Genomic DNA, 19,367 nt, shown 5'->3' on the forward strand with positions numbered 1-19,367 from the left:
CATTTTATTTCCTAGTAATTATTCTCTGTAGAAACCCATTCCCCTGCTATCATCATACGATGCGGTAAGGGATAGGCAAAATAATAACATAGAGCGGCACTGTCGCTGACAGACCACAATACCAAATCAGCTCGCATACCTTTAGCAATTGTACCAAGCTCCTTTTGCAAACCTAATGCCCTTGCCGCTTGACTTGTCACTGCAGCTAGAGACTCAGGAACAGATAATGAAAAGAATTGACAGGCCATACTCATCATCAAACGTAATGAAGTAGTAGGCGATGAACCAGGATTACAATCAGTGGCTATTGCCATACCTACTCCAGCTCGCCGCAGTAGCTCTATCGGGGGTTTTTGTTTTTCACGCAGAAAATAATAGGCTCCAGGCAGTAAAACAGCAACAGTGTTAGCCCTTGCCATAGAATATGCCCCTTTCTCATCTAAAAACTCCAAATGATCACAAGACAAAGCGCCAAACTCTGCTGCAAGCTCGCTTGCTCCAAGATTCGATAATTGCTCAGCATGACATTTTATAGGGAGATTTAATTTGCGCGCAGCAGTAAAAACTTGCTCTGTTTGTTTGAGTGAAAAAGCAATGGACTCACAAAACACATCCACCGCATCCACTAAATTCTCTTCACACAATGCAGGCAGCATTTCTTGACAAAGAGCCTCTACATAAGCCTGGCTGTCTCCTTGAAATTCAGGGCCTATTGCATGCGCGCCAAGAAACGTTTTTCTAACCCTTAATCCAGTCAACTCACCTAAACGCTTAGCTACGCGCAGCATTTTCAATTCATTAGGCAAATCCAAACCATAACCCGACTTGATCTCGACTGTTGTCACACCACCAGCCCGTAAGGCAAGAAGTCTTGGCAAGGATTGTTGAAGCAACTCCTCTTCAGATGCTGCTCGTGTGTGGTGTACTGTGGATAAGATTCCACCGCCTGCTTTAGCAATTTCAGCATAACTCACTCCAGCCAGTTTCATTTGAAACTCTGTTGCCCGATTTCCCCCATAAACCAAATGAGTATGGCAATCAATAAGACCCGGAGTAACTAATTGTCCCTGACATTCTTCTTTATGTTGCAGTTCATAAAATTGTGAAGGCATTTGTGCTTGCGGTCCACACCATTCAATGAGGCCATTTTTAATCACAATAGCTTGCTGAGTTAACTGGTTACCCTGAGCATCAATGGTAGTTGCATTTAAAAATAATTTTTCGCAGGCAGACATTAAAAATCCCAATAAAAAACTTGATGGGGTGGTTTAAGCCAGGCTTTATGATGTTCGGTATCATATATGTCCCACTCTTTGGATACAAAAGTTTTTTTATCCACATCCAATAAAAGCCAGGTCAAAAACTCAGCAACTGTATCTGGTGAAATAAGGCGATTTGCATCTTTCAAGCGCTTGTAAAAACTTACCTGCTCATGAGCAGGATTTTCATTACTTCGAGCAATCTCTTGCATTTTTGTGTCAATTATTCCTGGCATAACACTGGCAAAAGCAATTGAATCAGATTCCAACTGCCAACATTTAGTTAACATTGATAACGCAGCTTTAGATGCACAATACGCCCCCCATCCCCTAATTGCAAAATAAGCAGCTCCTGAACTGATATTTAAAACACGGCCATGAGTTAATTTATCATAGATCATTTGTGGGAGAAAAAGAGCAGCATTTAAATTTGTATCGAATGCATGATTCCAGTCTTTAGGCTCAACATCCTTAAGAAGAGCCAAGGGGTTTAATGTTCCTGCATTATTAACTAGAGCACTCACTTGATTCATGTGATTCAGACGATTTTTGATTGCCTCTAAACCTTCCTGAGTTGAAATATCAGCGCAAATGTACTGGATTTTTGAAGAAAAAGCTGCGGTTTCCTGCAATAAATCTTCTCTTCTACCTACGATTAAGATTGATTGATCTCGTTTTGCCAAAGAAAAAGCTAGTGATCTTCCTATCCCACTTCCTCCACCAGTAATAACAATCACAATATCCTCTTACTGTTTTGATTTTGCCATGCGCAGATAATACCAGACATTAAACAAACTTGGCATAATTTTATGCGCATGCATTGCCAGATAAAGGAATTCTATTATAGATTGTAAGTAATAAATTTGTGTCGGGCTCAATTTTTACGTTCTTCGAAGTTTCATAGAGAAAACAATCTTAAGGATTTTGTCTATGTATCGATTAAGTACATTACTCAGCAAATCAGCAGAAAAATTTCCTGATAAAATTGCCTTGGTTATTAATCAACAAGGTTATACCTATCAGGAGCTCTATGAATTAACGCATTGTCTCGCTGCTTCCTTTATAGAAAAAGGTATCTCAAAAGGAGATTGTGTTGCTTTTCTTCTACCAAACAGTATTGAAATTATTTTATGTTACTATGCCTGCTTTATGATAGGAGCAATAGCGGTTCCTGTTAACATTCAATTTAATAATGAACTTATTTACTACGTATTGAAACACAGTGCAGCAGGTATTTTTATAACCACGTCAGATTATTATAAGCAGCTACTCAACGATGAAAAAATCTTAAAAGAGATTAAACAATGCTATCTTACTTCGGAAGCAAATCGTTATCCAGGAGTCCTGGATTTTCAAAAATTGCTCGTACCTGCGCATGCACCCGTGTCAACAGATGAAGTTGAATTAGAAAATCCAGCCTTACTTTTTTTTACATCAGGTACTACTGGATTACCCAAAACTGTTGTTCATAGCCATGAAAGCCTGAGCCACGGTACGCAAAACCAAATAACGGAAATTCAGATTAAGCAAAGTGATCGAACGTTAGTAATGTTTGCAGTATGCTATTTGATTGGCCTTGGCTCGCAAATTTTACCTTTTCACGCTGTTGGAGCTACTGTAGTGCTATTACCCAGGTTTGATCCAAAGGAAGCATTAGCAAAACTTCACTTACATCAAATTACCAAAATCTATGGATTTCCCAAACTTTACCTTGAGCTTATTCATCATGCCGAGCTTTTGGATTATGAAATCAATACACTCGATTTTTGCTTTTCCGGCGGCGATGCAACACCTGTTTTTCTCCAAGAAAAATTTAACTTACTATTCAACATTGAAATTACTGAAGGATGTGGTATGTCCGAACTTCAGATCTACTCCATGAATCCACCTTATGGAAAAAAGAAAACCGGCTCGATTGGATTTCCTATAGCCGGCATGGAAATGCGATTAATTGATGAAAAAGAGGTGCCTATTTTAAAACCACATAAAACAGGCGAAATTATTGTGCTTGGTAAGAGCATGTGTTCCGGTTATTGGCAAGATAAGGTTTTGACAGCCCAAAATATAAAGAAGGGCTGGTTTTATACTGGAGACCTTGCGTATCAAGATAACGAAGGCTATTACTGGTTTGTAAGCCGTAAAGTAGACATTATTCGCAAAGGGAATGAACTTATTTCTCCTATGGGGATCGAAAATATCTTTTATCAACATGATGCGGTCAAAGAGGCAGCTGCAATTGCTTTACCCAATCCTAATAAAAAAAATGATGATAAGATTATCGTTTATGTAGTGCTTAAAATAAAAAAAAACCAATTGATTGCCCAAACATTACTCGATTGGGCTCATGGATCGCTACCGATCAATAAACGTCCTTATCAAATCATCATAATGGATCAATTGCCCTATGGTTTTACAGGAAAGATTGATCGCAAGACATTGAGGAGCTTGGCAAAAAAGCAATTGGGTTAAGGAAGAATGTTTATTGAAACTCTTGTATAACCTGTAGATTTTGCACTAAAGGAAAAGATAGAGGTTATGAAAGAGTTCTATTGAGATGGCACCATCATGTTATAATGAAACTAAATAATACCTGAGGTCGATTAATGAGAGTTCCTGTTTGTAGCCACTTTGTTTGTGGATTAATCGTTTTATATCACTCGGCATACGCTGCTACAATACAATGTCCACAGATCATTCAAACGAATCAATCATTACACCAGGAAATAAAAGATTGGGATGCGTTTGCGGATGAATCGAATGTTATTAATCAATTTGAGCGTATTACATTTTATTCAGGTCATCCAAAAGAAAATGCAAGTCTTGCACCTGATCATGAAAACTCTGAAGTCAAAAAACTCACCTGGACATTTGGTAAACAAGAAACTTGGATTGCATGTAACTATACACATACTAAAATTCAATTGATTCGTAAGCTTCCTGATGGAATAAAAAGCTGTACTGTGACTTATAATGCAAATTTTTCTACAGTAATGGCCATTAATTGCATTTAAACTGAGAATTAAGACTGGAATTTATTTAAATAATGCAAAAATAAATCTATGACTCAAAAGAATGTTTATTTTATAAAATGCATTTAAGATAAATTGTAGTTTGTATTCTACAATTATCTAGCCCCTAGTACGTAGAGATATTTTTTATTAGTAAGAGCTTGAGAAAAAAATCATAATATGAACATAGGGAGAATTTAATGTTTGAACATCTTTCCAATTACCAACGCGCCAATCATGTACTTTGGCAAGGTAGAAAAGATACTATCAATGCAGAACGGTTCTTTCAAAAAATTATTTTTCCTGCGCAACAAACCGATCTCATTACTAAAGAGAAAAAAACTGTTTTCCTTGGCTTCGCCAGTGATGCAGGTGTTCGTCGCAATATGGGAAGACCTGGAGCAAAATTAGGACCCGATCAAATCAAAACGCAATTGGCAAAACTGCCTTGCTCCATAGATAAGCCTCTTTTTGACTTAGGTACCATTTTTTGTGAAAAAGATGAACTGGAAACTGCACAAGCACAATTTGCCAATTTAATCAGTTTTTGCCATCAACAAGGTCATCAAACTATTGCCTTGGGTGGAGGACATGAAATTGCATGGGCGCATTATCAGGGTTTAGCACCTCATTACAGCAAATTAGGGATTATTAATTTTGATGCCCATTTTGATTTAAGGCCACATCAAAAAAATCAGCCCGGTACATCGGGAACCCCTTTTTCACAAATTGCTGCCTACTGCAAGGAAAATAATCAACCCTTCCACTATTGTTGTATTGGAATCCAAAAAATGGGAAATACACCATCCCTTTTCGAACGAGCTGATGAGCTTAATGTTAATTATCTGACAGCAGAAGAGTTATATGAGAACAGCTTAGCCTGGCATTTAGCTTTTCTTGATGATTTCATGCTCAATCTGGATCATATTTATCTTACTCTATGCTTGGATGTCTTAGCAGAGTCATTTGCTCCAGGTGTCAGCGCACCACAACCGTTGGGACTTACTCCTTGGCAAATTATACCGCTCTTGAAATACATTATTCAAAGTGGCAAAGTAGTTAGTTTTGATGTTGCTGAACTGTCACCGCCTTTGGATCACGAACAAAAAACTGCTAGACTGGCGGCTCTTATTATCGCAGAATTGCTACATACTATTTAAGGAGTCAATTTCATGAAGAACACATTACTATGGAGTACCCTTTTTACTCTGATTGGTACTCAAGTACATGCTGATGTTACTCAGTCAGTAACAACACCTGCTCCTCAAACCCCTGGCGCCATGCAACAAACACCTGCTACACCTACTCCTCCTGGTCAAAATCTACCTTCCATCAATCCAGCAGCAGTACCAGCAGCCGCCATCAATTGTGAATATAAAATTTCTCCAGATAACAAAACTATTGATCAGTCATTGGTGATGAAATGGGCCGCAAAAGCTGTTACCCAAGCTTTTGACTTTGATCCAAATAATTTAGACTCCCAATTGCAAAAACTACAACCATGCTTTACCGAGCAAGGATGGACTGGTTTTAATACAGCGTTACAAAAATCAGGTAATTTGGAAGCGATTAAATCCCAAAAACTGACTGTAAGCAGTCAAGTGACAGGACAAATTGTAGTAACGGAAGCAAAAGACAATCAATGGAAAATTAACTTGCCGGTGCAAGTTGTTTATCAGAATGATAAAGAAAAAGTAACTCAATTACTCAGTGTTGACGTGACTGTGGGGCGTAAGATAACTGGAGATTTGGGAATTACTCAGATGATCGCTGCACCAAGAGGAACAGTAAGTCAAAAACTACCCCCTGATTTTAATCCTAACCCTGCTACGGTCATGAATCCAAATATTGAAACGATGACCCCGCCATCAAAAACAACTCCTACTACGCCTCCTACTACATCCCCTACTACATCTCCTACTACATCTCCTACTACATCTCCTACTACATCTCCTACTACATCTCCTACTACATCTCCTACTACATCTCCTACTACGTCTCCTACTACATCTCCTACTACATCTCCTACTACGCCCCCTACTACATCTCCTACTACGTCAACTCAACCAACTTCTGCAAATCCTTCGGCAACTCCAACTCCAGCTACCCCTGGACAGCCTACTTTGCCAGAAAATCGCTCCACACAACCCTCACTTCCACCTAATACGCCTTAATTTAGTATCGTCTTTCTTAGTGAGAAAAAATCATAGTTGAAGCATAGCGAAACCATTGGGAGCCAAGCGAGCCTGGATTTCGCTATGCTTCACCCAGGCCAGGATAAGATGAGATTGATAACTTATGCAGATGCAACTGGTTTATTGGCACCAGGCTCACCAGGGTATTCCAATACAATAACTTTTGTACCTATTTGGAAAAAGTTTTCACTTAACCATTTAGCAGCACTTGGGAAAATACGCACGCAGCCATGACTTGATGGATGTTCAGGAACTTCGTATGCTGCATGTATAGTATATCCTTGATAGAAATAAGTACAATAAGGCATTCTTGCACCGCCTTTAGTATCCACGGGATATTCCCCGGACTTACAGTCAACTCCTCTTCGATTATAAACTTTAAAAGTTCCAGTAACGGTTCTGCACGATTGATTTGAATTTTCTTCACATGCGTCTATACCTGCTGATCCACCGCCAGTCAGTAAACGATTACCTTCTTCATCATAAGCAGCCCAAGCAGAAACCTTCGGATCGAAAATAAAACGTTTCTCACCTGTTGCCTGAATCTTCTGAGGATAATAATCACGACCTCGTTTGTCTTTTGTATAATGAACCGTCCGATGCACATAACCTGCATCATCAGTAATTAAAGTAGATGGATCATTCTCAACACAGGATGTTAACCCACCAATGCACAGTAACAAACCTGCCCAAAACAACTTATTCATTAAATTTTATCTCCACTTATATTAATGCTTTCTTAAAATCACTTACTTTTCCTGACACACTGTTCCTTGAGCTTCACAAAATCTACCCCATTCATACTATTAATCGGCTCTGTTGACATTTCGTTTTTTGATTACCAAAACGAAATGTCAACAAACCCCTAAAATTTACGACTCTAATTTTCTGTATTTAATTCGAGATGGCCTATCTGCTGCATCACCCAACCGACGTCTGCGATCCGCTTCATAATCAGTATAATTTCCCTCAATAAAGGTAATTTGGGAATCACCTTCAAAAGCCATCAGATGAGTACAAATCCTATCTAAAAACCATCGGTCATGCGAAATCACAATAACACAACCTGGAAAATTAAGAATTGCATCTTCCAAAGCACGTAAGGTCTCGACATCCAAATCATTACTGGGTTCGTCAAGTAATAATACATTTCCGCCACTTTTCAGTAATTTTGCCAAATGTACGCGATTACGCTCCCCTCCAGAAAGCTGGGCCATTTTCTTTTGTTGATCCGAGCCTTTAAAATTGAAACGCCCCACATAGGCACGTGAAGGCATTTGAAAACTCCCTACTTGCATGATGTCGTGTCCATCAGAAATCTCCTCCCATACTGTTTTATTGGGATTTAATTCATCACGCATCTGGTCTACGTAAGCCAATTGAACCGTTTCACCAACGCGAATTTCACCATCATCAGGCTTCTCCTGGCCGGTAATCATTTTTAGAAATGTAGACTTACCTGCCCCATTAGGACCAATAATCCCTAAGATACCACCCTTCGGAAGTTTAAAATCCAAATTTTCAATTAAGATTCGATCGCCAAATGATTTTGTAATTTTCTCACCTTCAATAACCAGATCACCCAAACGCTCACCTGGTGGGATATATATTTCATTGGTTTCATTACGCTTTTGAAACTCTTTCGAATTCATTTCTTCAAACCGAGCAAGACGTGCCTTGTTTTTGGCATGACGTCCTTTAGGTGAAGTACGCACCCACTCTAATTCTGCTTTCATTGCACGCATATGAGCATCTTCTTGCTTTTGCTCCATCTCTAGCCGTGCTTCTTTCTGTTCAAGCCATGAAGAGTAATTGCCTTTGTAAGGTATTCCTTCACCACGATCCAGTTCCAATATCCACTCTGCAGCATTATCTAAGAAATATCGATCATGGGTAATCGCAACCACCGTACCAGGGAACCCTTCAAGGTAATGCTCTAACCAAGCTACGGATTCTGCATCCAAATGGTTAGTCGGTTCATCAAGTAACAACATATCTGGGTTAGAAAGCAACAGACGACATAATGCGACTCGTCGACGCTCACCTCCTGATAGTTTACCTACAACAGCATCCCATTCAGGTAATCGTAATGCATCAGCAGCAACATCCAGCTTTCTATCTAAATCCCAACCGCCACCAGCTTCAATAGCATTTTGCAAATCACCTTGCTCAGCTAGTAAATTGTTCATTTCATCATCGCTCATTGGTTCTGCAAAACGCATACTGATTTCGTCGAAGCGGGCAAGTTTATCCTTCATTTCTTTTACGCCTTCCTCAACAATTTCCCGGACAGTTTTATCCAGATCCAATTGAGGCTCTTGCTCCAGATAACCAATCCTAATTCCAGGCTGTGGTCTTGCTTCTCCCTCGAAATGAGTGTCAACACCTGCCATAATACGTAATAAAGTGGACTTACCAGAACCGTTCAATCCTAATACACCGATTTTAGCGCCAGGAAAAAAACTTAATGAAATATCTTTTAGAATAAACCGCTGATTTTCAACTATTTTGCTGACACGATTCATGGTAAAAATATATTGTGACATAACTGCTCCGTCTTTTTAAACTGCCTTTATAGCCTGGGTGAGGCACAGCCGTACCCGGGAAAAATGATGTTTGATATTCCCCAGGCGATAGTTTTACTTCACCTGGATTACTTATTTATTTTCTACCAATCAAGCACTACTTTACCTGACTGGCCTGATGCCATAATTTGAAATGCTTGTTGGTACTCATCAATTGGGAAACGATGCGTTATGACTGGTGAAATATCCAATCCGCTTTGTAACATGGCAATCATTTTATACCATGTTTCAAACATTTCACGTCCGTAAATACCTTTAATCACGAGACCTTTAAAAATAACTTGATTCCAATCAATAGCTGTTTCCTGAGGTGGTATGCCTAACATAGCCACATGTCCGCCATGATTCATTGCTTTCATCATATCGTTTAGAGCCATAGGGTTTCCTGACATCTCCAAACCTACATCAAAACCCTCGAGCATTCCTAACTCGGAAGTTACATCAGCCAGCTTTTCGTACTTAATATTTACTGCACGAGTCACCCCCATTTTCCGGGCTAACCCCAAACGATAATCATTCACATCGGTGATAACTACATGACGCGCACCTATATGTCTTACAATAGCAGCCGCCATAATACCAATAGGCCCAGCACCTGTAATCAATACATCTTCACCTACGACATCAAAAGCCAAAGCACAGTGAGTAGCATTTCCAAATGGGTCAAAAATTGAAGCCTCTTCTGCAGTAACATTATCAGGAAGAACAATAACATTACTCGCCGGTATGGATAAATATTCTGCAAAGCAGCCTGGTCTATTGACCCCGACACCTAAAGTATTACGACAAAGATGACGTTTACCAGCACGGCAATTTCGGCAGAAACCACAGGTTATATGCCCTTCACCAGAAACGCGCTGTCCCTCATGAAGTCCTTTCACTTCTTGCCCTACTGCAACAATTTCGCCATAAAACTCATGCCCTACAGTCATAGGCACTGGGATAGTTGCTTGCGCCCATTCATCCCAGGAATAAATATGGATGTCAGTGCCACATATCGCTGTTTTTTTCACTTTAATCAATACATCATTGACGCCATATTCAGGTATAGCGACTTCCTCCATCCAAATTCCAGGTTCCTTTTTCGCCTTGACTAATGATTTCATAAAAGTACCTCAAAATAAGATCTCCTCTGCACAAGTCAGAAAAGATGACTTTGCTTTAAATAACAGAAAATTCCTTACCTACAGTTTCAAATGCCTCAATCGCTTTATCCAAATGATGTAGCTCATGCGCAGCCGACATTTGGGTGCGAATTCGCGCTAAACCCTTAGGTACGACAGGATAAGAAAAACCAACAACATAGATGCCTAACTCTAACAAACGATTCGCCATCCGCCCTGCCAAGCTGGCATCACCCAACATCACAGGAATAATTGGATGTTCTCCAGGGATTAGCTTAAACCCTAATTTAGTCATACCTTCACGAAAATAATGGCTGTTACGTTTTAATTTCTCAGCCCAATGATTATTTTTCATTAAATTATCCAGCACAACACAAGAAGTATGTGCAATCACCGGAGCTAAGGTATTTGAGAATAAGTAAGGTCTGGAGCGTTGGCGCAACCATTCGACTATAGCCTGATTTGCTGCAGTATAACCACCTGAAGCACCACCCAAAGCCTTACCCAGAGTGCCTGTGATAATATCGATGCGATCACTAACTCCAAAATGCTCAGGAGTACCACGGCCAGTTTCACCCATAAAACCAACGGCATGGGAGTCGTCAACCATAACCATAGCATCATATTTATCGGCTAACTCACAAATTGCAGGCAGATTTGCCAAAATCCCATCCATGGAAAAAACACCGTCTGTAGCAATTAAACGAAATCGTGCATTTTTAGCGGCGATCAATTGCTCTTCCAAAGCGCTCATATCGTTATTAGCATATCGATAACGTGCAGCTTTACAGAGCCTAACCCCATCAATGATACTGGCATGATTTAATGCATCACTAATAATCGCATCTTCTTCGCCTAACAAAGTTTCAAAAAGACCTGTGTTTGCATCAAAACAGGAAGAATATAATATAGTATCTTCCTTACTTAAAAATTGACTTATTTTCTGTTCAAGCTGTTTGTGAGGTGTTTGAGTACCACAAATAAACCGCACAGAAGCCATACCATAACCGTATTGAGCAAGTGCTTTTTGTCCTTCAGCAATAAGTTGAGGATCATTGGCCAAACCCAAGTAATTATTAGCGCATAGATTGATTACTTCTTTATGATTTACTGTAACAGCCGCTTGTTGCTGACTGGAAATAACCCGCTCTGATTTATATAAGCCTTCATTTTTAAGTGTCGCTATTTCAGTTTGCAAATAATCAGTAAATTGCTCAAGCACTGCATTCTCCTCTCATTGAATTATCGTAAATTCCCCAGACCACTCACTTCATAAGTACTCTATTGAGGTAATCAAAATCTATTTAAGAAAACTGTTAAAAATAGTGGATCATAACAAACTTTAAACAGAGTCACCACGAAATTTGGGATTCAAGCATTATTTCTTAGCACATACGCCGTTTTTTTGCTAAGATTGTGCCAAAGTTTTAAAAGTGTGCTGACAATTCGCTTCCACAACCTCGTTTCGCAGCATATTTGCGGAATTCTAAAATCCCCAAATGTGACATCATCGCGAGCAGATCGCTAAAGCGAGGGATTTGGCAAATGAATAGTCAATCTTAACCTAAAACAATCAACACGGTAGAACAAATGAGTTATCAAAGCGCCCGCATAAATATGGTCAAACAACAACTTCGAACTGGCGATGTTTTAAACGAATCCATACTTAATTTGTATGATGTAGTACTCAGACACGAATTCGTTCCCGAACAATTTATAAATTTTGCTTATTCGGATATGCAGATACCTCTTAATCATGAGCAACGCATGCTCACACCTTTAGAAGAAGGACAAATTTTACAAGCTCTCGATTTGCAAGGTCATGAAACAGTTTTGGAGGTAGGTACAGGCAGTGGATTTTTTACCGCAATGCTTAGTAAATTGTGTAAAAAAGTAATCAGCATAGACTATTATGCTGATTTCACGAACAATGCTGCTCATAAGTTAAAAGAGCATCACTGCAATAATGTTGAATTAATTACAGGAGACGCTCACCAAGGTTGGTTAGAAGACGCTCCTTATGATGTTGTCATATTCACCGGCGCAATGGAAAAAATAACTGAAACCCAAAGATTACAGATACTTCCCGGCGGAAAATTATTTGTTATTGAAGGAGCATCACCAGTAATGCAAGGTCAATTATATGAACTGGATCATCATGAAAATTGGCATGAATCCCTGGTTTTTGAAACAAACATCCCGTTATTAATCAATAAATCAAAGCCAAAAGAATTTGTATTTTAGGATTTAGTTTAAATGAAAAAATTGTTGATTTGCTATCTCATGACTTTGGGTCTGATGTCGCAATCATTTGCCGCACCAGACCTAATGGATATCTATCATCAAGCTCTTGAAAATGACCCTGTCTTCAAAAATGCCTATGATACCTATATGGCTAATAAAGAAGCTTTACCTCAAGCCTGGGCTGCATTACTTCCGCAAGCAGGTCTTACAGCACAAACAACTCGAAATTTCATTCATGTGAATGATGGTTTTTTTTCCATTCAAGACGACTATTATAAATCCAGAGCATGGCAGTTTTCTGCATCACAGGCTGTTTTCAATTATCAAGCCTGGGCAAGAGTACAACAAGCAAGAGCATCGGTTAAAGCAGCACAAGCCACGTTTAACGATGCAGCTCAGAATTTAATTCTTAGAACAGCAAAAGCCTATTTTGATATATTGTTTGCCCAAGATACTTTAAATTTTGCCGAAGCAAAGAAACGTGCAAACATGCGCCAATATGAACAAGCAAAACAACGTTTTGAGGTCGGTCTTGATCCCATTACTTCTGTATATGAAGCAAAAGCAGCCTACGATCAATCAGTGGCTACAGTTATTGCCTCGCGCAACAACCAAGAAAATCAAAGCGAAAACTTAAGAAAATTAACCAATCATGTTTATGAGCTCATAGCGCCGCTGCGAAATGGCACCATTCCCCTAGTAAAGCCAGAGCCTAACAATGTGGACGAGTGGATAGATACAGGCCTTAGACAGAACTATAAATTATGGTCTGCCAAATACAATCTTGAAGTAGCAAGACAAAATATGAAAGCGCTTTCTGCAGGAAACTGGCCTACCATCGCTATCCAGGGAAAGTCAACAGAAGCAACAAACGAAGTCAATACATCCAGCCCTTTCTTACCTGCAAACCAAAAGCAATCTAGTGTTGGTTTAGCTCTGAACTTTCCTGCATTTCAAGGAGGACTAGTTCTCTCACAAACACGACAGGCGAAGCATAATTTTCAAGCCAGTAGTGAACTGGTCGAACAAACTTATCGAGATGTGGTAGTAAACAGTCGGATTGCTTTTAATACCATTACTGATGGTATCAGCAAAGTAAAGGCTGACAGACAAACTATTATTTCCCAACAAAATTCATTAGAAAGTACAGAAGCTCAATTTGAGGTAGGCACTCGTACTATGGTAGATGTGGTAAATGCCCAACAGCGGCTTTTTGAAGCTCAGAATCAGCTTGCTAATGACCAATATGCTTTGATTAATGCCGTTTTAACTCTAAAATACCTTGCGGGAACACTCAATGTAAATGATCTCGAACTGATCAATTCATGGCTGGCAACAACCAGGGTTGACAAGTTACCCCCAGCTGAAAGCAAGGCTACTAAATAACTAACTACTTTTATTCAGGTTTAATAATGTCCAATCCCTCTCAAGTTGAAAAAAAATTATTACATTATACCGGTAAAGCGATTGCCGATTTTAACATGATCCAGCGTGGCGATCGGGTTATGGTCTGTTTATCAGGTGGCAAAGATTCTTTTACCCTCTTAACGATTCTGGATCAGTTGCGCCGCCGCTCCGGGAATAAATTTGAACTGTTTTCTTTTACCCTGGATCAAGCCCAACCGGGTTGGGATGATAGTGCATTGCGTAAATGGCTTGTTGATCGCTCCATCCCTCATGAAATTCTAACCCGGGATACCTACAGTATCGTTAAAGAAAAAATTCCTGAAGGTAAAACGTATTGCTCTTTGTGCTCTCGCTTGCGCCGAGGTATCATCTATCGATATGCCGAAGAACATGGGTTCAATAAAATTGCTCTAGGCCATCATCGCGATGATCTGGTTCGTACATTAATGATGTCCATCCTCTACAACGGTGATATTCGCTCCATGCCACCGAAATTACTTAGTGACAATAAAAAGCATATAGTTATCCGTCCATTATGCTATGCGCAAGAAAAAGATATTATCGCATTTGCCAAGGAACAATCCTATCCTATTATTCCGTGTACTCTTTGTGGCTCACAGGAAAATTTAATGCGCAAAAAAGTAACACATTTAATTAATCAGCTTGCTGAAGAAAACCCCAAAGTTCCAAGTAATATTCTCCATGCACTGCAAAGCATCAAGCCTAGCCAACTTATGGATCAAAATATGTGGAATTTTAGAAATCTTGAGCATGAATTGATTTCAAATCAAGCAACTAATACGGATGAACTCTTTAACACGGAAGAATTCGATCCAATTGAAGCATAAAAAAGTTAGTAGCCTGGATTTCCTTACACTGCATCCAGGCTTTGAGTAAACAACCCTTCTCAATTCTCCCCAAATGATCAGCCCTCTAACAAACTATTTAACACACATAATGTATTTATATGGCGCAATAAGATAATAAGTACCACAAATTCTTAACAAAACCGTAACAACTTTATAACATTTTTGTTACAATAGTGCTTAATTGAATAACACTACAATCTTACAATTAAAAAAATTTTCTAAATCAATATTTATTTAGTTTTGTTATATAGAGGAAAACAAATCCATGTTTACAAATGCAACGGTTGACTCACGTATATTTCGAATTTATGCAAAACGCTATTTTAAATTTGATTTTGTAGCAGCCATAGTCGTATTTCTAGTTGCTATCCCATTATGCCTTGGTATCGCTCTTGCTTCGGGTGCACCCCTTTTTTCGGGAATTTTAAGCGGAGTTATTGGGGGAGTTATTGTCGGTTGCATTAGCGGCTCACATGTTAGTGTCAGTGGACCTGCTGCAGGTATGGCTGCGGTAGTAGTTGCTGCCATAGCTCATCTCGGAGATTTCAACACATTTTTAGTCGCCCTTTTACTTGCGGGTTTACTTCAAATCATCATAGGAGGTTTCAGGGCTGGATTTGTAGCTGATTATGTTCCCTCAAATGTGGTTCAAGGCCTACTCTGTGCAATTGGTATTTTATTGATAATCAAACAATTACCCCTTGCATTCACGCTTTCTGCGGATTTCAACGAACTCAAAACACATTTATTAGAAACAACCGAAGAAATCACATTAAGTCCAATTCTTGCTCTGTATCATCATATTAATACAGGGGCAATGTTGATTACCCTACTCTCACTCGCTACTTTAATCTATTTTGATTTAACGAAAAATAAGGTACTAAAAGAAATCCCTTCACCAATTCTCGTTGTTATTTTGGGTGTACTACTTAATGAGCTGTTTCAATGGACCGATTCAAACCTTGCCCAGAATTCACCACAACTGGTTAACATTCCTCAAACAGATGGCTTCTATGATCTATTTGGTCAATTGGAATATCCCAACTGGGCTGCCTTATATAATCCTAAAGTCTATCTTTATGCCTTTATCATTGGCATTGTTGCTTCTCTAGAAACCTTATTGAACCTTAAAGCAGGAGAGAAGCTGGATAAAAAACGTCGTTATTCTTCCTCAAACAGAGAATTAGTTGCTCAAGGAGTCGGAAATATGACAGCAGGTTTAATTGGAGGAATTCCAGTTACCTCTGTAATCGTTAGAACATCCATTAATATCCAGGCTGGATCTAAAAGCAAAATATCTACTATTTTGCATGGAATTTTTATTTTCGTTGCAGTATTGCTGATTCCAGGTACGTTAAATAAAATACCTTTATCCTCATTAGCTGCTATTTTGATCTATACCGGTTATAAACTAAATAAACCTACTATTTATCGCTCTATATATGCTCAAGGAAGTGATCGCTTTATTCCATTTATCGCTACAGTGATTGGTATTATTGCATTTAACCTGCTAACAGGTATTTTGATTGGGCTAGGCGTCAGTTTGTTTTATATCTTAAAATCAAACAGTCAGGCACGGATTAACATCCTTAAAGAAATTCACCCTACTGGAGAAGTTAATCGCCTGATCCTCCCACAACAAATGACGTTCCTTAATAAAGCAGCTCTGGTTGCTGAACTTGCTACCATACCTAGAGAATCACAATTGATTATTGACGCGCGGTACTCTCAGTACATTGATAAGGAAATTTCCGAGTTATTAAAAGAATATAAAGAGGAACAGGCACCCAATAAAAAAATCTCCTTGAATCTGATTGGCTTCAAAGAACATTATAAAGTTCATAATTATATTGATTTTATCAATGTAACAACGTACGACGTACAATCAAATCTGTCACCAGCACAAATATTGAATATTCTATACGAAGGAAATCAACGTTTCCTCAATGATAATCTGATCCACCGTTCTAACCAGCTGGATATTAAGTATACTGCCAAGGGACAACATCCAATCGCTATCGTTCTTGGTTGTATTGATTCCAGGGTACCTGTAGAAACAATTTTTGATATGAGCTTTGGTGATATTTTTTGCGTACGCGTTGCTGGGAATGTAGTCAACAATGATATTCTGGCCAGTATTGAATATGCTTGTGATGTCGTGGGCGTCAAACTGATTATTATTCTCGGTCATACACGCTGTGGTGCCATTCAATCAGCATGCGATGGAGTTGAAAAAGGCCATATTACGGGATTACTTGATAAAATAAAGCCCGCAATTACTGCCGAAAGTGAAACAGAAGCCAGCCGTGACAGTAAAAATACAACATTTGTAAATAACGTGACTGAGTTAAACGTAGCTAATACCATGCAAAAAATTTATGAGGGCAGTCCCATTCTGCATGAAATGATAGAACAAAATGATATTTCCATGGTTGGAGCTGTTTATAATGTTCAAACAGGTAAAGTTCATTTTAAAAATTATGAGTATGAACTGTGTCAGCTGGGTGGAAAAAATTATGAACACTTAGCCACTAAATTAAAAGGATTATTAGAAGACGCCAGGATGAGGGGATAAGATCTGCACGACTTTCTATACTCCATATACCAAAGCAGAACCCGGAATAAGTTTCACTAAAAACTGGATTCTGCCTTGGGAAGCCATAGTTCATATCATCTGTTTTTGAACACAAACTCCTGTATAATGCTGTGCAATAAGAACAATATTATTCAGGAGTAGAAATGCGTGCGTCTCAATGGTTTTTAGCAACTCTAAAAGAAACTCCAAACGATGCGGAGATAGTCTCCCATCAATTAATGCTGAGAACAGGAATGATTCGTAAACTGGGCTCAGGCCTTTATACCTGGATGCCTCTAGGTTTAAAAGTATTACGAAAAGTAGAACAAATAGTTCGCGAAGAAATGAATCGCATTAATTCTATGGAGTTGCTCATGCCTGCAGTACAACCTGCAGAACTATGGCAAGAAACGGGACGTTGGGATACCTTTGGTGGCCTGCTTCTCACCATGAAAGATGCTAATGGCAGAGATTATTGTTTTGGCCCTACCCATGAAGAAGTAATTACTGACATTATGCGTAATGAATTACAATCCTACAAGCAATTGCCAGTAAGCTTCTATCAAATCCAAACTAAATTCCGCGATGAAATCAGACCGCGTTTTGGTGTAATGCGTGCCCGTGAATTTATTATGAAAGATGCTTACTCCTTCCATTTAAATTTGCAAAGCCTTCAAATGACCTACAAAGATATGTATCAGGCTTATTGCCGTATCTTTGATCGCCTAGGTCTCAAATATCGTGCAGTTGAAGCAGATACAGGAGCTATTGGCGGCTCTGCATCTCATGAATTCCAGGTATTGGCTGATTCTGGAGAGGATTTGATTTTCTACAGCGACCAAGGGGATTATGCAGCAAATATCGAACAAGCTACAAGTCTAAAACCAGAAAAAGCAACCCCTACCAATCAAGAAATGATTTTGATTGATACGCCAAACAAAAAAACTATAGCTGAGGTAGCAGAGTTTCTGGATGTAGCAAGCAGTCAAACCATCAAGACTCTGATTGTGAAAGGAAGAGAGCATCCTATGGTAGCTTTGGTTTTAAGAGGTGATGATGAACTGAATGAAATCAAGGCAATAAAACATCCTTCAGTACATTCCCCCTTACAATTTATAGATGAGGAAACCGTTTTAAAAACTTTGAAAGCACCAATTGGCTCACTGGGTCCAGTCAACTTATCGATTCCAGTGATTGTGGATCATCATGCGCTTGCTATGGATTCTTTTATTTGTGGCGCCAATCAGGCAGATAAACATTATCAATATGCTGCTTGGGATAAAGATATCAGTGAGTACCTTGCTGCTGATTTGCGTAATGTAAAAGTAGGCGATGTCAGTCCAGATGGCAAGGGAACACTTCGCTCTTGCCGAGGTATTGAAGTTGGGCATGTCTTTCAATTAGGAGATAAATACGCCAAATCCATGAATGCCACAGTGATTAATGAACAAGGTCAATTAGAAACCATGTTAATGGGGTGCTATGGCTTAGGTATCACCCGTGTGGTTGCAGCAGCCATCGAACAACATCATGATCAACATGGAATTATTTGGCCGCAAAGTATTGCACCATTCCAGGTAGTCATAATTCCTTTAAATGGACATCGTTCAGAAGTAGTACAAAAGCAAGCTAATGTATTATACGAAGGTCTGAAAGAATTAGGAGTCGATGTATTAATTGATGATCGTAATGAGAGAGCGGGCGTATTGTTTGCAGATCACGATTTAATTGGTATTCCGCATCGAATCATCATCAGCGAGCGCAATATGGAACAAAATTGTGTGGAATATAAAAACCGAGCTACCGGAGAAACACAGCAGTTAAGCCTGGATAAAGCAACTGATGAAATCATGCAATTAATCTCAAAATAATACTATTTCAAAACCTGTAACATGGTTGCAAGCAGCAGCCTCTAATCACATCTCTGCCTACACCCACCCCCACGACTTGTTTGGGGGTAGTGTTTTAGGACAAATCTCCTGGATTCCACGGTCAACCCCGTGAACGTGAACAACGTGTAGCTGGGATGTAGGCAAGAAGCAGCCTATTACGTTACATCTCAAAGAGCATTATTTTCTGTGTGAATGTTAATTTGAATGGT

15 protein-coding genes are annotated in these 19,367 nt (G+C 39.2%); 9 read left to right on the plus strand and 6 right to left on the minus strand.

Annotated features, from left to right (window positions below):
* Positions 1–11 precede the first annotated feature (11 nt).
* Both hutI and Lpar_RS17175 read right to left on the minus strand, forming a co-directional pair.
* A complete protein-coding gene (gene hutI, locus Lpar_RS17170) occupies positions 12–1,235 on the minus strand; it encodes an imidazolonepropionase (protein ID WP_058518981.1) in 1,224 nt (407 codons plus the stop codon).
* A complete protein-coding gene (locus tag Lpar_RS17175) occupies positions 1,235–1,996 on the minus strand; it encodes an SDR family NAD(P)-dependent oxidoreductase (RefSeq protein WP_058518982.1) in 762 nt (253 codons plus the stop codon). Before Lpar_RS17175 ends, hutI begins: the two co-directional genes overlap by 1 nt.
* 193 nt (positions 1,997–2,189) lie before the next feature.
* Here Lpar_RS17175 and Lpar_RS17180 point away from each other — a divergent pair, with 193 nt between their 5' ends.
* The 4 genes from Lpar_RS17180 (at position 2,190) to Lpar_RS17195 (ending at position 6,441) form a co-directional block, all read left to right on the plus strand.
* Positions 2,190–3,728, plus strand: a complete 1,539-nt coding sequence (locus Lpar_RS17180) for a class I adenylate-forming enzyme family protein (protein ID WP_058518983.1) — start codon at positions 2,190–2,192, stop codon at positions 3,726–3,728.
* A gap of 134 nt (positions 3,729–3,862) precedes the next feature.
* Positions 3,863–4,270, plus strand: a complete 408-nt coding sequence (locus Lpar_RS17185; protein ID WP_058518984.1) for an STY0301 family protein — start codon at positions 3,863–3,865, stop codon at positions 4,268–4,270.
* Positions 4,271–4,467: 197 nt separating this feature from the next.
* Positions 4,468–5,427 (plus strand): formimidoylglutamase, encoded by a 960-nt coding sequence (hutG, locus tag Lpar_RS17190; RefSeq protein ID WP_058518985.1) that lies wholly within the window; start codon positions 4,468–4,470, stop codon positions 5,425–5,427.
* Positions 5,428–5,439: 12 nt separating this feature from the next.
* The gene (locus tag Lpar_RS17195) at positions 5,440–6,441 is read left to right on the plus strand and encodes a DotI/IcmL family type IV secretion protein (RefSeq protein WP_058518986.1); all 1,002 of its coding nucleotides are present in this window, start codon (positions 5,440–5,442) and stop codon (positions 6,439–6,441) included.
* A gap of 122 nt (positions 6,442–6,563) precedes the next feature.
* Here Lpar_RS17195 and Lpar_RS17200 read toward each other — a convergent pair whose 3' ends face one another.
* From Lpar_RS17200 to Lpar_RS17215, 4 genes are all read right to left on the minus strand, one after another.
* The gene (locus Lpar_RS17200; RefSeq protein ID WP_058518987.1) at positions 6,564–7,169 is read right to left on the minus strand and encodes a L,D-transpeptidase; all 606 of its coding nucleotides are present in this window, start codon (positions 7,167–7,169) and stop codon (positions 6,564–6,566) included.
* 165 nt (positions 7,170–7,334) lie between these two features.
* Positions 7,335–9,008 carry an energy-dependent translational throttle protein EttA gene (ettA, locus tag Lpar_RS17205; protein WP_058518988.1) on the minus strand — a complete coding sequence of 558 codons (1,674 nt, stop codon included), beginning with the start codon at positions 9,006–9,008 and terminating at the stop codon, positions 7,335–7,337.
* A 122-nt stretch (positions 9,009–9,130) separates the two neighbouring features.
* On the minus strand, positions 9,131–10,153 hold the full coding sequence (gene tdh / locus Lpar_RS17210; protein WP_058518989.1) for an L-threonine 3-dehydrogenase: 1,023 nt from the start codon (positions 10,151–10,153) through the stop codon (positions 9,131–9,133).
* Positions 10,154–10,208: 55 nt separating this feature from the next.
* A complete protein-coding gene (locus Lpar_RS17215) occupies positions 10,209–11,393 on the minus strand; it encodes a glycine C-acetyltransferase (protein WP_058518990.1) in 1,185 nt (394 codons plus the stop codon).
* Between the two features lie 368 nt (positions 11,394–11,761).
* Here Lpar_RS17215 and Lpar_RS17220 point away from each other — a divergent pair, with 368 nt between their 5' ends.
* The 5 genes from Lpar_RS17220 (at position 11,762) to Lpar_RS17240 (ending at position 19,137) form a co-directional block, all read left to right on the plus strand.
* The gene (locus Lpar_RS17220) at positions 11,762–12,415 is read left to right on the plus strand and encodes a protein-L-isoaspartate O-methyltransferase family protein (RefSeq protein WP_058518991.1); all 654 of its coding nucleotides are present in this window, start codon (positions 11,762–11,764) and stop codon (positions 12,413–12,415) included.
* A 12-nt stretch (positions 12,416–12,427) separates the two neighbouring features.
* Positions 12,428–13,801 carry a TolC family outer membrane protein gene (locus Lpar_RS17225; RefSeq protein WP_058518992.1) on the plus strand — a complete coding sequence of 458 codons (1,374 nt, stop codon included), beginning with the start codon at positions 12,428–12,430 and terminating at the stop codon, positions 13,799–13,801.
* A gap of 26 nt (positions 13,802–13,827) precedes the next feature.
* Positions 13,828–14,670 (plus strand): tRNA 2-thiocytidine(32) synthetase TtcA, encoded by an 843-nt coding sequence (gene ttcA / locus Lpar_RS17230; RefSeq protein ID WP_058518993.1) that lies wholly within the window; start codon positions 13,828–13,830, stop codon positions 14,668–14,670.
* Positions 14,671–14,956: 286 nt separating this feature from the next.
* On the plus strand, positions 14,957–17,266 hold the full coding sequence (locus tag Lpar_RS17235) for a bifunctional SulP family inorganic anion transporter/carbonic anhydrase (RefSeq protein ID WP_058518994.1): 2,310 nt from the start codon (positions 14,957–14,959) through the stop codon (positions 17,264–17,266).
* Positions 17,267–17,430: 164 nt separating this feature from the next.
* Positions 17,431–19,137 carry a proline--tRNA ligase gene (locus Lpar_RS17240; protein WP_058518995.1) on the plus strand — a complete coding sequence of 569 codons (1,707 nt, stop codon included), beginning with the start codon at positions 17,431–17,433 and terminating at the stop codon, positions 19,135–19,137.
* Positions 19,138–19,367 lie beyond the last annotated feature (230 nt).

Source organism: Legionella parisiensis (assembly GCF_001467945.1).
GTDB classification, from domain to species: Bacteria; Pseudomonadota; Gammaproteobacteria; order Legionellales; family Legionellaceae; genus Legionella; species Legionella parisiensis.

Excerpts from the sequence above, each read along its gene's own strand:
- hutI (WP_058518981.1), bottom strand. The coding sequence starts at position 1,235 with ATGTCTGCCTGCGAAAAATTATTTTTAAATGCAACTACCATTGATGCT.
- Lpar_RS17180 (WP_058518983.1), top strand. The coding sequence starts at position 2,190 with ATGTATCGATTAAGTACATTACTCAGCAAATCAGCAGAAAAATTTCCT.
- Lpar_RS17185 (WP_058518984.1), top strand. The coding sequence starts at position 3,863 with ATGAGAGTTCCTGTTTGTAGCCACTTTGTTTGTGGATTAATCGTTTTA.
- hutG (WP_058518985.1), top strand. The coding sequence starts at position 4,468 with ATGTTTGAACATCTTTCCAATTACCAACGCGCCAATCATGTACTTTGG.
- Lpar_RS17195 (WP_058518986.1), top strand. The coding sequence starts at position 5,440 with ATGAAGAACACATTACTATGGAGTACCCTTTTTACTCTGATTGGTACT.
- Lpar_RS17200 (WP_058518987.1), bottom strand. The coding sequence starts at position 7,169 with ATGAATAAGTTGTTTTGGGCAGGTTTGTTACTGTGCATTGGTGGGTTA.
- ettA (WP_058518988.1), bottom strand. The coding sequence starts at position 9,008 with ATGTCACAATATATTTTTACCATGAATCGTGTCAGCAAAATAGTTGAA.
- tdh (WP_058518989.1), bottom strand. The coding sequence starts at position 10,153 with ATGAAATCATTAGTCAAGGCGAAAAAGGAACCTGGAATTTGGATGGAG.
- Lpar_RS17220 (WP_058518991.1), top strand. The coding sequence starts at position 11,762 with ATGAGTTATCAAAGCGCCCGCATAAATATGGTCAAACAACAACTTCGA.
- Lpar_RS17225 (WP_058518992.1), top strand. The coding sequence starts at position 12,428 with ATGAAAAAATTGTTGATTTGCTATCTCATGACTTTGGGTCTGATGTCG.
- ttcA (WP_058518993.1), top strand. The coding sequence starts at position 13,828 with ATGTCCAATCCCTCTCAAGTTGAAAAAAAATTATTACATTATACCGGT.
- Lpar_RS17235 (WP_058518994.1), top strand. The coding sequence starts at position 14,957 with ATGTTTACAAATGCAACGGTTGACTCACGTATATTTCGAATTTATGCA.
- Lpar_RS17240 (WP_058518995.1), top strand. The coding sequence starts at position 17,431 with ATGCGTGCGTCTCAATGGTTTTTAGCAACTCTAAAAGAAACTCCAAAC.